This is a genomic window from Schaalia odontolytica, assembly GCF_002847525.1.
Classification (GTDB): Bacteria; Actinomycetota; Actinomycetes; order Actinomycetales; family Actinomycetaceae; genus Pauljensenia; species Pauljensenia odontolytica_B.
This window is the reverse complement of the sequence record NZ_PKKM01000012.1, coordinates 1-15,664: the sequence shown is the minus strand read 5'-3', so window position 1 is coordinate 15,664 and position 15,664 is coordinate 1. Positions and strand designations below refer to the sequence as shown.

General features: G+C 65.1%; 11 protein-coding genes and 1 pseudogene. 8 read left to right on the top strand and 4 right to left on the bottom strand.

Annotated elements, in window-relative coordinates; translation table 11 throughout:
- Nucleotides 1–106: 106 nt before the first annotated feature.
- The 3 genes from CYJ22_RS08450 to CYJ22_RS08440 all read left to right on the top strand — a co-directional run bounded on the left by CYJ22_RS08450 (nt 107) and on the right by CYJ22_RS08440 (nt 3,176).
- Entirely contained in the window at nt 107–943 is an 837-nt protein-coding gene (locus CYJ22_RS08450; RefSeq protein WP_101602334.1) for a ParA family protein, read from the top strand.
- 170 nt (nt 944–1,113) lie between these two features.
- Nucleotides 1,114–2,400 carry a ParB/RepB/Spo0J family partition protein gene (locus tag CYJ22_RS08445; RefSeq protein WP_101602306.1) on the top strand — a complete coding sequence of 429 codons (1,287 nt, stop codon included), beginning with the start codon at nt 1,114–1,116 and terminating at the stop codon, nt 2,398–2,400.
- Nucleotides 2,401–2,546: 146 nt separating this feature from the next.
- Nucleotides 2,547–3,176 carry an HAD family hydrolase gene (locus CYJ22_RS08440; RefSeq protein ID WP_101602305.1) on the top strand — a complete coding sequence of 210 codons (630 nt, stop codon included), beginning with the start codon at nt 2,547–2,549 and terminating at the stop codon, nt 3,174–3,176.
- 233 nt (nt 3,177–3,409) lie between these two features.
- Here CYJ22_RS08440 and CYJ22_RS08435 read toward each other — a convergent pair whose 3' ends face one another.
- From CYJ22_RS08435 to CYJ22_RS10455, 3 genes are all read right to left on the bottom strand, one after another.
- The gene (locus tag CYJ22_RS08435) at nt 3,410–4,438 is read right to left on the bottom strand and encodes a D-alanine--D-alanine ligase family protein (protein WP_101602304.1); all 1,029 of its coding nucleotides are present in this window, start codon (nt 4,436–4,438) and stop codon (nt 3,410–3,412) included.
- A 23-nt stretch (nt 4,439–4,461) separates the two neighbouring features.
- Nucleotides 4,462–5,790, bottom strand: coding sequence for a PLP-dependent aminotransferase family protein (locus tag CYJ22_RS08430; RefSeq protein ID WP_101602303.1), 1,329 nt, complete (start codon nt 5,788–5,790; stop codon nt 4,462–4,464).
- Nucleotides 5,791–5,903: 113 nt separating this feature from the next.
- Nucleotides 5,904–7,190: an ATP-binding protein gene (locus CYJ22_RS10455; RefSeq protein WP_009054329.1), complete on the bottom strand. Its 1,287-nt coding sequence runs from the start codon at nt 7,188–7,190 to the stop codon at nt 5,904–5,906.
- 1,246 nt (nt 7,191–8,436) lie between these two features.
- Here CYJ22_RS10455 and CYJ22_RS08415 point away from each other — a divergent pair.
- The 5 genes from CYJ22_RS08415 (at nt 8,437) to CYJ22_RS08395 (ending at nt 15,068) form a co-directional block, all read left to right on the top strand.
- Nucleotides 8,437–10,416 carry a TIGR03773 family transporter-associated surface protein gene (locus tag CYJ22_RS08415; protein WP_101602300.1) on the top strand — a complete coding sequence of 660 codons (1,980 nt, stop codon included), beginning with the start codon at nt 8,437–8,439 and terminating at the stop codon, nt 10,414–10,416.
- Nucleotides 10,417–10,487: 71 nt separating this feature from the next.
- On the top strand, nt 10,488–12,101 hold the full coding sequence (locus CYJ22_RS08410; protein WP_101602299.1) for an anchored repeat ABC transporter, substrate-binding protein: 1,614 nt from the start codon (nt 10,488–10,490) through the stop codon (nt 12,099–12,101).
- Between the two features lie 272 nt (nt 12,102–12,373).
- On the top strand, nt 12,374–13,441 hold the full coding sequence (locus CYJ22_RS08405) for a choice-of-anchor M domain-containing protein (protein WP_101602298.1): 1,068 nt from the start codon (nt 12,374–12,376) through the stop codon (nt 13,439–13,441).
- Nucleotides 13,438–14,157, top strand: coding sequence for an anchored repeat-type ABC transporter ATP-binding subunit (locus CYJ22_RS08400; RefSeq protein ID WP_048777014.1), 720 nt, complete (start codon nt 13,438–13,440; stop codon nt 14,155–14,157). The genes CYJ22_RS08405 and CYJ22_RS08400 overlap by 4 nt, the downstream gene beginning before the upstream one ends.
- The gene (locus CYJ22_RS08395) at nt 14,154–15,068 is read left to right on the top strand and encodes an anchored repeat-type ABC transporter permease subunit (protein ID WP_101602297.1); all 915 of its coding nucleotides are present in this window, start codon (nt 14,154–14,156) and stop codon (nt 15,066–15,068) included. The genes CYJ22_RS08400 and CYJ22_RS08395 overlap by 4 nt, the downstream gene beginning before the upstream one ends.
- 255 nt (nt 15,069–15,323) lie before the next feature.
- On the opposite strand, the pseudogene CYJ22_RS10240 reads toward CYJ22_RS08395, so the two are convergent.
- Nucleotides 15,324–15,664, bottom strand: a pseudogene (locus CYJ22_RS10240) (hypothetical protein); the annotation flags it as partial.

The following is a 15,664-nucleotide window of genomic DNA, read 5'->3' as shown; positions in this document are numbered from 1 at the left end:
TTCGTGCTGGAAGTGAGTGCGTGTGCCCGTAAACTAGGGGCAGTATCTAGGAAGGTGTCTCGTGAGTACCAACAACACCCCTTTGTCGAATCAGATCGAGCGCAACATGCGCGATCTGGCCATGCTCGAACGCGCGACGTTCCCGCGCCCCGAGCACACGCGCATCATTGCCGTCGCGAACCAGAAGGGGGGTGTCGGTAAGACGACGTCGGCCGTTAACCTCGCGGCCGGCCTCGCGATGGGTGGCTTGTCTGTCCTCGTTGTCGACGCGGACGCCCAGGGAAATGCCTCGAGCGCGCTCGGCGTTCCCCACCCCGCCGGAACCCCGTCAACCTACGACGTCATTATCGGTGGGGCCAGCGTTGCCGACGTCGTGCAGCCGTGCCCCGACATCGACGGTATTGTCGTGTGCCCGGCCACGATCGACCTGTCCGGAGCCGAAATCGAGCTCGTCGACGTCGAGCGCCGCGAGTATCGACTGCGTGAGGCCCTGCGTGAGTACGTTTCTGAGCATGCCGAAATCGACATCGTGCTCATTGACTGCCCGCCTTCCCTCGGCCTCGTGACGCTGAATGTCATGGTCGCCGCCGATGAGGTCATGATCCCGATTCAGGCCGAGTATTACGCCCTGGAGGGCCTCAGCCAGCTGTGGAACACCGTCGAACGGATCGGTGTGGATCTCAACCCCGGCCTGCGTGTCTCCGGCATGTTGCTGACCATGGCAGATAAGCGCACGAAGCTCTCCGAAGAGGTCGAGAGCGAAGTGCGTTCGCACTTCCCGGACCACACTTTTGAGACTGTCATCCCGCGTTCTGTGCGCATTTCCGAGGCGCCGAGTTACGGTCAGACTGTCGTCACCTACGATCCTCGTAACGTGGGTGCAATCGCGTATCGGAAGGCCGCGTTGGAGCTGTGCCAGCGCGTCGCAGCCTCTGAAGAGTGATTGTTTCACGTGAAACATTCGGAGTTTTCCGCATGTTTCCGCAGATCGGCACGTATTAGTCACCGTGTGTGAGCATTGGTGCAACAAAGTGATCAAAGACGCTTACTAGCTGAGCGCATGCCATTGTTTCACGTGAAACAATGAACCGACGCAATTGAAGGAGTATTGCAATGGCGGATGCAGCACCGAAGTCTGAGGGCCGTAAGGGCGCTCGCAAGCACACTGGCCTCGGCCGTGGTCTTGGAGCTCTCATTCCTCAGGCTAGTGAGCAGACGCCGAATAACGCACCCTCCGCGCCTTCCCGTCCCCTGGATGTGTTCTTCCCCGAAGGTAGCTCCGGCGGCAAGCGTGGAGGTTCCGCTAAGGACCTTTTGCAGCCTAAGCGTGGCACTGCCTCGTCGAAGAAGAAGCGTCCGGCGATGCCGTCCGTTGATGCGGCCGGTGGACGGCGCGGCGCCGGCTCTCGCGGCGGTCTCGGCGGCGGAATCAATGGCTCAGATTCCCGCCAGAAGGCTGCTCGTGTGCCCGCAACAGGCTCTTCCGCGAACGAAGCAGACAAGCGCGAAGAACAGAATGTTTCACGTGAAACATCCGTTGATCACGAGCTTCTTCCGGTGCCAGGAGCATCCTTCGCTGAAATTGCGATCGATCAGATTGTTCCCAACACGAAGCAGCCTCGAGAGGTCTTTGATGAGGACGATCTGAAGGAACTGTCGGCCTCGATCAAGGAGGTCGGCGTTCTCCAGCCCGTCGTCGTTCGTAGTATCCCCGCGAAGGGCCGTTCCGAGAAACTCCAGGAGTTCCTCGCCGAGAAGCCCGAAGCACGCTACGAACTGATCATGGGTGAGCGCCGCCTGCGCGCCTCCGAGCTCGCGGGCGAAACCACGATTCCGGCAATCATCCGGGAAACCGAAGACGGGGATCTGCTCCGCGACGCGCTCCTGGAAAACCTCCACCGGGCCCAGCTCAACCCGTTGGAAGAAGCGAGCGCATATCAGCAGCTCATGGCGGATTTCGGTGCGACTCAGGAAGAGCTCGCCAAGCGAATCGCCCGCTCGCGCCCGCAGATTGCTAACACCTTGCGCCTCCTCAAGCTCCCGCCGTCCGTCCAGAAGAAGGTCGCCGCTCAGGTCATCACCGCCGGCCACGCCCGTGCACTGCTGTCGCTGTCGACGCCCGAGGAAATGGAGCGACTGGCTGAGCGTATCTTCGCCGAGGGTCTCTCTGTGCGTACTACCGAAGAGATCGTTCGTCTCGGCAAGTCGAAGGCGACGCCACGTCCTCGCGCCCGCCAGCCGCGTCCTCTGTCGCAGCTGGGGGAGAGCGTCGTATCGGCGCTGTCCGACGCGTACGACACGCGCGTGACCATCACCGAGGGACGTAAGAAGGGCCGGATCGTCATCGAATTCGCGGGATCCGAGGATCTCCAGCGAATTGCTGACCTTATTCTTCACTGATCTAACTTCATAGTTCTTTTCGCAGATCACGCGCAGTATGTTCCGTACGCGACATTTCCTGAGCTAATCTTCGGATGAATTAACGCTTAAACTACCTCTAAAGGGTCCGTCGTCGGGCCCTCGCAGTACCAGAAGGAGCGAAAGGCATGAACGCCCAAGGCAGTTCGCGCACCGTGCTTTTCGATGTCGGTGGTGTCCTCGTGGACGCTCACCCGGACCCGCGCGCTATCGCTGAGTTGTTCGGTGATGGTTCGCGAGGTCTCACGACGCTCGTTGATCAGGCGATGTGGACCCATCGCGGTGAGTATGACGCCGGCATGTCCGACCGTGAGTTTTGGGACCGTATCGCTGGAGATTGCGGTCAGCCCGAGCCTTCCAGTGCCCTTCTGAAAGAACTTGTTGCGCTTGATGCGTCACGCATGGCTACGGCTAACGAAGAGGCACTGGGTCTTGTGCGTCGATTGCGGCGCCAGGCAGTGCGCCTCGGTATTCTGTCCAACGCACCGTATCCCATTGCTAAGGCGATTCGTCGTTCCGAGTGGGGGAGCCTCTTCGACTTCTTTGCCTTCTCGTGCGACTACGGTATCTGCAAGCCGTCACGCGGTATCTACCGTGACGTGCTCGTACGTCTCGACGTTCCCCACGAGGATGTCGTGTTCATCGATGACCGTCGCGAGAACGTCCGCGCGGCGGAGCTCCTCGGCGTGAAGGGCATCGTCTGGCAGGGTGTCGATGACACAGAAACGCGCCTGAAGGAGTTCGGAGTCCTTTTCTGAGAGGCTCTCTATCAGCGAATTTGCGTTTCCATCGGAAACGTAAAAACGACACAGAGGCGTACAGAGAACGGAATTTTCCCCGATTGAGTGATGCTGTCGCATCGCCAGCACCTTTCATCGCGTGTCACTGTCGCCAATCTAAGCTCGTGCATTCATCATGAACGATGTTTCACGTGAAACATGTGGGCCCGGGAGGATCATCCTCCCGGGCCCACACCGCGTTGAATGAGCGATTACTCCTCGGTCGCCTCGGCCTCCTCGGAGATGATGACGCCAACGCCTTCCTCGTCGATGACGTAGTCGACGCTGTGCACGTCACGGCCGCCGGCCACGAAGTCGACAATGTCGGCGCACAGCTGCGCGAACGACGAGTCCTCAAGCGCGTCAGCGGCCTGAGGGAGGAGCGACGTGTCCGTCATGCCGGGCGCCACGTTCGCGTCGATGAACCAGCAGGTGCCCTCGTCGTCGACCACGAAGTCCATGCGCGACAGGTCGCGCAGACCCAGCGTCGTGTGGGCCTCAACGGCCGCGGCCTGCAGGTCCGCGAGAAGCTCGTCGGAAAGGCGAGCGGGAACGAAGTACTCAGTCTCGTCCGTGGTGTAGCGGGCGTCGTAGTCGTAGCGGCCACGGTCCGTGGACACCTCGACCGGAGGCAGGGCTACGGGGCCGTCCCACAGATCGACGACGGAAACGGCCACGTCGCGGCCGTTAATGCGCTGCTCGACCATCAGGCGCTGGCCGTACGCGAAGGCGTCCACCATCGCGCGGCGCAGGGCCTTGGCGTCCTGAGCGGTCGAAATACCAAGCGCGGAGCCGCCGTCCGTCGGCTTGATGACGACGGGGAAGGAGACCGAACCCTCGAGCGCAGACAGCACGTGAGAGGCGCCTAGCTGGCGGAAAATCGCCTGCGGAAGCGTCACCCAGCCGGGCGTCGCGAGGCCCGCAGAGCCCAGCAGAGCCTTCGCTGTGGGCTTGTTGGAGGCGAGCATCGCCTGCACCGACGACGAGCCCACGAATGGGATTCCCACCGATTCGAGGAAGGACTGCAGGGACCCGTCTTCGCCGATCGAGCCGTGTACGAGCGGCCACACGACGTCGGGGGAGAAGGACGAGATCGCGTCCGCAAGAGACGCGTCGACGTCGGAAATACGCACCTCATAGCCGAACTGCGTCAGGATATTAGCAACGCGACGGCCCGAACGAACCGAGACATCACGCTCGTGCGTGAGACCGCCAGCGATGATCAGAACTTTGGTAGCCATGGGGGTGTCTCCTCAGGTAACTCTTAGCGGTCGGACCCGGCCCCGGCCTCGTTGCCCGAAGCCGTACCGAACATGTCGACGATTTCCTTCTCCGCGTTGACGACCGTCGAGAGACGGCGAACGCCCTCGCGGATCTCCTCGGGAGTGGGGTAGCAGAACGACAGGCGCAGGTGGTTGGAGCCCGACCCGTCGTAGAAGAACGCCGTGCCCGACACGTACGCGACCTGGGCGCGCACTGCGCGCGGCAGCATGGCCTTCGCATCGAGGCCCTCGGGCAGCGTCACCCACGTGTAGAAGCCACCGTCGGGGACCGTCCACGTGCACGAAGGCATATACTCCTCGAGCGAGGTCAGCATCGCGCGGCAGCGCTCCGCGTACATCGAGCGGAAGGACTTCACCTGGCCGTACCAGTCGTAGTTGCTCAGGTAGTCGGCGATCGCCATCTGGCCCACCATCGACGGGCACAGGATCGCGGACTCGAGGGCCAGGACCAGCTTCGCGCGGATCGCGTGCGGCGCGTACGCCCAGCCGATGCGGAAGCCGGGAGCAAACATCTTCGAGAAGGAACCCAGGTAGACCACGCCCTCGGGGCTGTACGAGGCGATGGCCGGCAGGGGATCGTTGTGGAAGCCGAGCAGGCCGTAGGGGTTGTCCTCGACGATCAGGACGTGCTCGCGCAGGCAGATCTCGGCGATGATCGGGCGGCGCTCGGCGGACAGCGTGACGCCCGCGGGGTTGTGGTAGTTCGGGATGATGTAGATGAACTTGATCGTGCGACCCGAGGCTCGCACGTCGCGGATCGTCTCCACCAGGGCCTCGGGAATGATGCCGTTCTCGTCCATGGGAACGTGCACGATATCCGCCTGGCGCGCGCGGAACACGCCCAGCGCACCCACGTAGGAGGGGGCCTCGGCGAGGATCACGTCGCCCGGGTTCACGAAGAGCTCGGTGACGAGGTCGAGGGCCTGCTGGCTACCCGTCGTGACCACGACGTCGTCCGGGTCGGCGCCGACGATGCCGTCGTAGCTCATAACCTCGGTGATGCGCTCGCGCAGCACCTCCCAGCCCTGGCCGCTGCCGTACTGCATGGCCTGCGCGCCGTGGTTGCGGATCAGCTTCTCCGCGGATGCCGCGAGCTTATCGAGGGGCAGATCCTTGAGGTTCGGCATGCCACCAGCGAGGGAGACGACCTCGGGGCGCGACACGACGGAGAACAGAGCTCGAATCTCGGATGCGCGCAGGTTGTGTGCGCGGTCCGCGTAGACGTCGTACCAGGGGTCGAGGCGGTTTCCCTGTGCGGGCGTGCGCCCGGACGAGGCCGGGGTGCCGCCGTTGGTCGAAGGCTGAGTCAAGGCATGCCATCCTTTGCATGAAGTTACATAGAACCGTATAGGTCAAGTGTGCCACTTTCCTGGCCATACGGGGTAACGGGGCCGGTGGTTGGGCAGATGTTTCACGTGAAACATCAGGGTTCGATGCACGCGTAGGGGAGGACGAGTAGACCGTCGTCGCGCTGGTAGGCGAACTCCCCTTGGCCCACGATGAAACCAAGGAAGGAAGGCTCGGAAGTTTGGGTCATAGGGTTGCCGGTCATGAGCTCACGGAACTTGTGAAGGCGTTCCACGGCACGATCAGTAATTCCCATCGACGATAGTTTGACCTCGAACGCACCCCAGCGCCCGTCAGCGAGTTCGATGATGAAGTCGACCTCGAGACCTTTGTCGTCACGGTAATAAGCGAGGGAGTTTCCGACACCAGGAAGTGTGTCGATGAACGTGAGGAGGTCGCGGCAGACAAGAGTCTCAAACAAGCCGCCGAGAGTTTGAGTATCACGTAGCAATTTGCTGGGAGATAGACCAAGCATGGCAGCTGGCAGCGAGGGATCGACGAAGTAGCGCTTGGGTTTGATGCGCACACGTTTCTTTCCTCGAGCTGCGGGCTCCCAACCAGACACATCTTCAAGGAGGTACATGGCGCGGAGATCGTCGAGGTATGCCTTGATTGTGTGGCGTGACTTGTCTTCTCCTTCACTGCCCATATCCTTCGACAGCGTGCTCATTGTCGGAGCTTGTGCAAGATTCATACTGAGAGCGCGTAAGAGCGACCGTGTAGTGTCTGGGGATCGGCGTAGTTGAGGCATATTTACCTCAATGAGGTTGCGTAGGTACTGTGCCGGAGTTTCTAACGCGTCTTCGTCATCAAGATCAAGAATCGACGGCCATCCTCCTCGGCAGCACCAACGTGCAATGCTTTCGATCGAGCTGTCGCATCGTTGCGACGTGATCCCCTTGTCATCAAAAAGACCGTGAAGGCTCACGCCACCGGGAGTTGCTCCGGCCTCGTATGAGGTCATAGGCCGCATGTGAACGCGCGCAATGCGCCCCGCACCGCTGTGCCTGATCATTTCGATATCGTGAGGAGCGGAGGACCCTGTAAGGATAAACTGCCCTCGTGTTCCAGCTGAGGAATCAATACGAGAACGAACCATATCCCAGATCTGAGGCACCTCTTGCCACTCATCAATGAGGTGTGGATGTTTGCCAGAGAGTACGAGATCGGGAGACGTCTGAGCTGCTCGAAGAGTTGCTGGGTCAGTCAGAGAGTCGGCGCTGTCGGCATGTGCAAGTGAGGTCCAGGTCTTTCCACACCATTTAGGCCCCGCGATTTCAACGGCGCCGAAGGATCGCAGTAGTTGGTCGATACGCCGGTCGATTGCTCGAGGGCGGTAGTTCTCCGGACGTACAGCCTGCACCTGAATCTCCTATGATCAGCGAATATGTAGATCATTATACATTTTCCACCGATTTCATTATACATTTTCCACCGATTTCATTATACATTTTCCACCCATATCAGTGTCACGCCCACTGGCAGCACAGCTGGGCCCAGGGCGCTGGCAGGCCTCGTCGTGCCCTCTGGAAAACGTCGCCGATCGCTGCCCATGGGCTCCACGGCCTGGCCCACCTAACATGGCATGCCCCGCGACGACGCGTTGGTTGAGCGCGACGTAGGGGAGTCGTGCCGCGTGTGCGCGACAGTATGCAAAAAGTCCGCAGCCCCTGCGGGTCTGCGGACTTGCGTGGAACTCCGGCGTGGCCGGAATTCGCTCAGTGGCGGTCGGCCTTCACGATGTGCTTGGTGTCGGCGAGCTCGTTGAGCTGATCGATGTGGGCCTGGGCAACCATGACGTCGATGGTCGAGAACATGAGTGAACTCCTTGTGGGATCGTATTGTGTGTTGATTCCCTGCTTGACGAGGCCGAGGATCACCCGGTCTGTAACGAGGAGTGTGCCAACGCGGGTAGCGTCAGCGCGACCCTGCGTTTCAAACAAGAAAAGCGCCAGACCAGCTTGGCAGCTCTGTCAGGCGCTTGATGGTTATAGTTTATCCCTCCCAAAACGCCCAATCAACCGTTCGGCCAGTAATTTAGATCGCATCAAAAACCAAGCAATTGCAAAGCAAAGTGGCTACGTGCACACCACCTGCACAAACGTGCGCACGCCGTCACAATTCGTCTGTTGGATAGACTGCGCTCGTCTGCAGATCACGAAATTTCAGAAATTTTTATGTTGGTTCGTGCAGGTTCATAAAACGCCAGTGTGTGCGGCCCTGGCCTGCCAGGGGCATGGGGACAGGTAATGAGGTGGGGGAGTGGGAGCGTGGGCTTCGGGATCTGCGTGATTCCTGGCGAGGCTCTGGGATCGCCCCTTCAGCCCTTCATTACCAATTTCGCATGCAATTCGGTGGTCAGACAAATCGACAATGGGGAGAAAACCTCGGAATTCCAACGATATGAATTCAAAGTTTGAAAGAGGTGCGGGGGAATTGCATGCGAAATTTAGGGGAGGGGTATTGCCCTGGGGGAGCGGTGCTCCATGAGTATTTGGGTCGCTATCGAATGTTTCGGGTCGTAGAACTTTGCGCGGCTGGGGCCACGGGCATAGAATGATAACGATTCTCATTCATATTCACGTGCGAAGCACCTAGAGGACCCCCTCATGAACCCCACGAAGTACCGGAACCCGGGCCGCGCAGCTGCCCGGGCTTTCGCCGCCATGGCCCTCGCGGCCACCTCCTTCCTCGTGCCCGGAGCGGCACACGCCGCCGACGAGGCCACCGCCGACACCGCGGACGCGGTAACGACAGAGGAGGCCACCACCGCCGAGGCCGACACCGCGAACGCAGCCACGGCCTCGTCCGAGGCCGACGCGACCGCCTGCGCCGTGATGCGCACCGCCCCCGCCGGCACCACGGCCACCCTGGATCGCGGCCACGCCGACATCTTCGACCTCACTTCCGACGCGTCCGGCAACCTGACCCTCCGTATTAAAGAGGACGCCACCGGCTCCGGTGTCATGCGCGAGCCCGAGCAGACGCTTCTCGCCGTCAACAAGTCCACCCTGACCCAGATCCCTGGCTCCGTCAGCCAGGCGACCGGCGCTCCCGCCACCGCGTACCTGCTCGGCCAGTCGGGCGATAACCAGGCCACCGTGCTGTGGCCCGGCTGGGACACCCTGGGCATCACGGCCGGCGGCTACAATGCCGCGCGCTTCCACATCTCCTACACGGGCCCGGAGAACGGCCGCATCTACGCCTTCACCTCCAGCTTCACCGAGGGCACCAAGGCCGTCACCAATGACGGCAGCTTCGACCTGGCCCCCGAGGGCGACGACATCGACCAGCCCTACGCCGCCCACAAGCACGTCAACTGGCTCTTCACGCGCGCCGGCCGCTACACGCTGACCGTCCAGGCCAGCGCGTGGACCCCCGGGAACACCGGCGCCGCCAACGCCCAGTCCGCGGCCCACACCTACACGATCGACGTCGCCGACGAGGCCTCGTGCCTCGCCGAGTCCGGATCGGCCCCCTCGACCGACCAGGCCCAGCCCGCCCCCGCCCCCGGCGTGGGCCCCGGCTCCGTGAGCTCCACGAACAACCAGCCCGCCCAGGACCAGGCCGACAACGGCACCACGGGTGCGCCCAGCGCCCCGGCCCCCGCCCCTTCCTCGGGAACGACCGGCACCACCGGCACGACGACCGGCGCGAATCCCGCCCCCGCCTCGGGCACGCACACCACCTCGGGCACGACCGGCGGTGAGCGCTGCGTCGCCACCCGCATCACCCGCGAGGCCACCGAGGCCGAGGCCGCCACCCTGGCCTCGAACAGCGCCCCCGCGAACACCGCGCGCACGACCCTGACCGTGAGCGTCGGCGACGGCGCCTCCGGCAACGCCACCGACGGCCACTTCGACCTGGGCCCCGCCATCGAAAACGGCACCCTCGTCGCCCGCGTCAAGGACGACCGCAGCCAGCCCGCCCAGTGGGTTGACCCCTCGTCCCTGACCTTCGCCCTCGGTGACGCCGCGCGCATCACCGCGCCCGCCGACCTTGGCTTCGTCGCCACCCCCGGCTCCAGCGTCTGGCTGATCCCCTCCACCCAGATCGCGGGCGTGCCGTGGCTGGGCCTGAACTCCCAGCGCGAAGAGATCGTCACCGGCACCACTGGCCCCGTCCAGTTCACCCTCGACGCCGTCGAAGGCCCCGGACGCGTCGCCGTCTTTAACGCGGGCGCGCTCGGCTCCGGTGTCGGCGAGCACGTCTTCGACGGCCCCGGCACCGGCTACACGCTCGGCGCCAACACGCACGCCCACCAGAACTGGGTGTTCACCGCCCCCGGCACCTACACGCTGACCATCACCATGCGTGTTACCCCCAACGGCGCGGCGCTCGCGGGCAGCGGTTTCGGCTCGGGCGGCGACCTCACCGCCACCGGTGCGACCGGCCCGAGCGGGCGACCCATGGTCTCCCAGGTCGTCGGCCGCACCGCCTCCGGCAAGGAGTGCGACCTCTCCCTGGCCACCACCGGCGCCGACACCATCCCCCTGACCGTCGTCTCCCTCACGTGGGCGCTCACGGGCGCGGCCTGCGTGTGGGTGGGTGCGATCGGACGTCGCCGCAACCTGCGCCGGGCGCTGTGACCCCTCATTCACGAGGCCGACTCTCCTTCATCCCCCGCCTCCCCTTTCGTGGGTGGCGGGGGAGTGGGTGTGTGCTCGCTGCCTCGACGTTAGCGCTCACGGCGACCCTGGCCGGCTGCGCGCCCGCGGCCGACCCCGCGAGCGACGGTGAACTGCGCGTCGTCGCCACGACCGGCATCCTCGCCGACCTCGTACGTAACGTCGCCGGAGACCGCGTCCACGTCACACAGATGGTGCCCGACGGGGCGGACCCGCACTCGTGGGAGCCCTCCCTGCGCACCGTGCGCGACGTCGCCTACGCGGACGTTGCCTTCTCCAACTACCTCATGCTCGAGGAGCACGCCCTCATCCGCGCCCTCGACTCCAACCTGCCCGTCGGCTCGCGCTCCGTCTCCGTCGCCGAGGAGGCCGCCAAGAACGGTGCGACCATCCTCCCCCTCGTCGAAGACCGCGCGCTCGACACCCCGTGGCTCGGCATGCGCGTGTGGGGCGACGGCGCCGACATGGGGGCCACCCGCGCCTCGCAGATCGACCTGACGACCACGGGCGTCGACGGGCCCGGCCAGGCCGCCGCCTACCTCACCACGTCGTTCGGGCAACCCGAGATCGCCTTCGCGACCTCGGACGGCTTCAACGCCGCAGGCGGATACGACACCGACACCGCGCAGCTGCCCGCCGACGCCCACCAGCACATGAGCTGGGCGTTCACCGCCCCCGGCGTGTACCGCGTCCACTTCCGCGCCAACCTGCGCACCACCCCCGGCGCGACACCGGTCAGCGTCGGGGAAGGCACCGCCGTCTTCGCCGTCGGCACCCCGCCCGAGGACATCGCCGCCGCAGAAGGCCGCCGCGTCCTCTCGGCCGGCCACGCCGACATCACCGTCAACCTCACCACCAAGCGCGTCGAGCTCGCCTCCGACGCCGGAGCACTCAGCGGGGACGAGGCCTCGGCCCCCTGCGTGGGCGCATCCAGCGCGGCGGCGGCCGTCGCCTCGACCATGGAATGCACCGACCTCGACCAGGTCGTCATCGAAGTGCCCACCCGCGCACTCACGACGATCCCCGGGGAGGCCTCGTTCCGCTTCATCGGCGAGCCCGGCGCGAACGTCTACATGCTGCCCCAGGCCGTCCTCGGCAAGCACGTCCACGGCGACATCGACCCCCACCTGTGGCACGACGTCCACAACGCCCAGGCGTACGTGCGCGTCATTCGTGACTCGCTGATCTCCGTTGACCCCGACGGCGAGGCCACTTACCGGGCCAACGCGGCCGCCTACCTGACGCGCCTCGACGAGCTCGACGCCACCGTCGCCTCGACCATCGCGTCCATCCCCGAGGAGCGCCGCAAACTCGTCACCACCAACGACGCGTACGCGTACCTGGCGAACGCCTACGGGCTCACCGTCGCCGGATTCGTCGCGCCCAACCCCAGCGTCGAACCCTCCATCGCCGACCGCATCAAACTCCAGGCCACCCTGTCCGACTCCTCGATCCCCGCGGTGTTCCTCGAACCCAACCTGGCGCGCACCCGCTCCACCCTGCGCACCGCCGCAACCGACGCGGGCGTGGACATCTGCCCCCTGTACGGCGACACCCTCGACGACCAAGCACCCACCTACATCGACATGATGGAACACAACGCCCGCTCACTGGCACGCTGCCTGGGCGGCAAGGAGATGCCATGAAATCCTTCTCTTCTCGCCCGACTGCCGACCGCCGTGCGGCCTGCTTGCCTGGCCGTCGGCTCTTTGCCTGCCAGGGCGGCCGCCGGCTCTTCGCCCCGGTGGCGGCGGCCCGCCCGCGAGATCGCCACACGCGAGCTTCGCTCGGAGTGGTCGATCTCGAAGCCCGGCCAGGCCTTGCCGCCGCCCCCGGGGGGAATGGCAGCATTAGAAGCATCCCTACGGCGTGTCGTCGGCGTGTCGCGGCTCTAATGGTGCAAATCCCCCGTCTCGGCATGTCGCTGTGCGCTCTGCTTGTGTCGGTTTTCCTCGTCATCGTGGGTGCGCCCTCTTCCTTTGCTGACCCGAGTCCCGACCCCGACCTCGCGCAGAGCGTCGCCGCGCACGAGGAGTGGTCGAATGAGGCCAGCGAGATCAGCGTCGGGCATGTCGACCTCGGCCCCCGACTGATCGACGGACAGTGGCGGGCAGGACTGCGCCACGACGCCGAGACCGGCGCCGTGTGGCGCGACCCCAACCAGACCGTCCTGCGGGTCAATGATGCGGCCATCATGACCGCGCCCGACTCCGCCGACTACCCCTTCCTGGCCGATGTCGCCGGCAAGCCCGTGTACGTCGTTCCCCAGACGCAGAACCCGGGCGTCGTGTGGCTCGGCTGGAACACGCAGGACCCCGCCGTCACGGCCACCATCGACCGTGGCCTCACCATGCGCGTCGGCCCCGTGAGCGGCCCCGGCCGCGCGTGGCTGTTCCTGCAGTCCGGCACCTTCGGCAAGCCCCTCCTGCTCGCCGACTCCGGCGCGGCGCCCGGCGACGTGTGGATCGACTCGGGCACGCACGTGCACGCCAACTGGGCGTTCTCCGCGCCCGGCACCTACACGGCGACCGTGACCTTCCTGGGCACGACCACCGCCGGCGAGGCCGTGAGCGCCTCCACGACCCTGCGCTTCGCCGTCGGTGACGCCGCCTCCGCGTCCGAGGCCCTGGCCATGGCCGCGCCCGCCGCGGCGTCTGCTGATGGCGCTTCCGCCCCTTCCTCTGCTTCTTCCTCTGGTGCTGCGCCCGCTGCTTCCGGGTCCGCTAACCCCGCCGGTTCGTCCTCTGCTTCGGGTGCCGCGTCGGGCGGGCTGCCCGACTGGGCCTTCCTCGCGATCATCGCCGTCGCCGCGGCGTCGCTCCTCGTGATCGGCGCCCTCGTCGTCGCGCGCTCGCGCCGCAGCCGAGCCGAACAGGCCGCCGCCATCGCCGAGGCTGACTCCATCCTCGCGCCCCTGCCCACCGCCCGCGGTGAGGGCTCGGGCGAGCGCGGCCCCGGCCTCGTCGATCGGGGAGGGGAGCAGTGAGCCAGCTGCGCGTCACCGGACTGGGCGCGTCCCTGGGCGGGCGCAGCGTCCTTGAGGGCGTCGACCTGGAGGTCGAGGCTGGGGAGCTCGTCGGCCTCATCGGACCCAACGGCGCCGGAAAGACCACGCTGATCCGCTCGATCCTGGGACTCATCCCCTCCAGCGGGCGCGTCGAGACCGACGGCGCGATCGGCTACGTGCCGCAGCGCCACGAGTTCGCGTGGGACTTCCCGATCAGCGTGCGCGACGCAGTCCTGCAGGCCGTCACCGTGCGGCGCGGGCTGCTCGGGCGCGCGCGGACCCCGCACTTCCGTGCGGTCGAGGAGGCCCTGTCCCTCGTGGGCATGCGCGACCTCGCCAAGCGTCCCATCGGCGAGCTGTCCGGCGGCCAGCGCCAGCGCGTCCTCGTCGCCCGGGCCCTCGCGATCCGGCCCGCCGTGCTGCTCCTCGACGAGCCCTTCACCGGCCTCGACATGCCGACGCAGGAGATGCTCATGGACCTGTTCCGTAGCCTCGCGGACGGCGGGCGGGCCCTCCTCATGACCACGCACGACCTCATCGGCGCCCGCGCCGGGTGCGACCGCCTGTACCTGCTGCGGCGCACGATCGTCGCCTCCGGGCGACCCGAGGAGCTGGCGGACGCCGACCCGTGGATCCGCGCCTTCGACGTGCGACCCGACAACCCGATCCTCGACGCCCTAGGAGTGCGCGCATGAGCACCGTGATCCACGCGGCCGGACGTGCCCTCGCCCCGGCGGCGGACTTCCTGAGCCCCTACGACTTCTTCCGTGACCTGACGAATCCCGCGCTGGCCTTCCTGCCGCGCGCGCTGCTGATCGCGGTCGTCGCCGCGCTCGTGTGCGGCAGCGTCGGTGTGCACGTCGTCCTGCGCGGCATGGCGTTCATTGGCGACGCGGTCGCGCACTCCGTGTTCCCCGGCCTGGCGATCGCCTTCGTGTGCGGCGGGTCCCTGGTGCTGGGCGGCGCCCTCGCGGGCGTCGTGACCGCCGTGCTCGTGGCGCTGTTGGCGCAGAACCGCAGGCTTAAGGAGGACTCCGTCATCGGCGTGCTCTTCGTGGGTGCGTTTGCGCTCGGCGTCGCGATTATCGCGCGGGCGCCCGGGTACGCGGGGAGCCTGCAGGACTTCCTGTTCGGGTCGATCACCGGTATTCCGGCGTCGGATGTGCCCGTGGTGCTGGCTGGCGCGTTGTTTGTGCTGCTCATGCTGTTCCTGGCGCACCGACCCATCGTCGCAGTGACTCTGGACCGCGAGAGTGCCCGTGCGGCGGGCGTGCACGTGCTGCTGGCTGACTTGTCTCTTTATGTCGCCGTGGCCCTGGCCGTCGTGATCTCCGTGCAGACGATCGGCAACGTCCTGGTGCTTGCTTTGTTGGTGACCCCCGCGGCCACCGCGCGGCTCCTGTGCGACCGCCTGGGCACCATGATGATCCTGTCGCCCGTGCTCGGCGCTTCGGGAGGCCTGGTGGGCCTGTACCTGTCGTGGGCGCTGGACGTGCCCACGGGCGCCACGATTGTCCTGGTGCTCACCGCGTGCTTCGTGCTCGCCTGGGTTTTCGCGCCGAGGCACGGCCTCCTCGCGCGCACATTGCGCGAGAGGCGGGGGTGAGGTCCTGGCGGGCCCGTCTATACGAGCACCGTTTCGCTTCTGATCGCGCCGATTGTCCGCGATTGTTTCACGTGAAACATCTGTGCTGAGGCCCCAGCCCACGATGGTGGGCTGGGGCCTCAGTGTGTTGAACCTGGTCGTGTGTGAGCGCTGCATGATGCCTCGTGGGTCGTCCTCGCCGAGGGCAAAGTGAGTTATTGGAACTATCGTCGTCGGAGAGAACCTTCGGGGGAGATGTCCGCATCTGGCGGATTTCTATTCCTTATGTGACCAGAAGTGTTTGACGACCCATGTATCTCCGTCAGCTACAAGCAGCATGGTGCCTTCGTAATGGTCGACAGCTTCATCACTCTTCGAAGAAAAGGAGATCGTGGAGTAGTCAGGTTTAGTCGCGTCATTGTCTTTGCGAATAGCTGACCCACTCTGTTCGGAAAAGTCGAATGTAATGCACGTTCCGCTAATTTGATCTGGCGTAGAGGTGCAGTCCCATATCTGGCTCTTCATAATTGAGGGTGTGGGGGTGGTATGCGGGGTTGGGCGTGTCGTGGCCGGGTAGAGGTCGAGGTCTTCCGATGATGGGGGTTGCGACACCGTCC

Excerpts from the sequence above, each read along its gene's own strand:
- CYJ22_RS08450 (WP_101602334.1), top strand. The coding sequence starts at position 107 with ATGCGCGATCTGGCCATGCTCGAACGCGCGACGTTCCCGCGCCCCGAG.
- CYJ22_RS08445 (WP_101602306.1), top strand. The coding sequence starts at position 1,114 with ATGGCGGATGCAGCACCGAAGTCTGAGGGCCGTAAGGGCGCTCGCAAG.
- CYJ22_RS08440 (WP_101602305.1), top strand. The coding sequence starts at position 2,547 with ATGAACGCCCAAGGCAGTTCGCGCACCGTGCTTTTCGATGTCGGTGGT.
- CYJ22_RS08435 (WP_101602304.1), bottom strand. The coding sequence starts at position 4,438 with ATGGCTACCAAAGTTCTGATCATCGCTGGCGGTCTCACGCACGAGCGT.
- CYJ22_RS08415 (WP_101602300.1), top strand. The coding sequence starts at position 8,437 with ATGAACCCCACGAAGTACCGGAACCCGGGCCGCGCAGCTGCCCGGGCT.
- CYJ22_RS08405 (WP_101602298.1), top strand. The coding sequence starts at position 12,374 with ATGTCGCTGTGCGCTCTGCTTGTGTCGGTTTTCCTCGTCATCGTGGGT.
- CYJ22_RS08395 (WP_101602297.1), top strand. The coding sequence starts at position 14,154 with ATGAGCACCGTGATCCACGCGGCCGGACGTGCCCTCGCCCCGGCGGCG.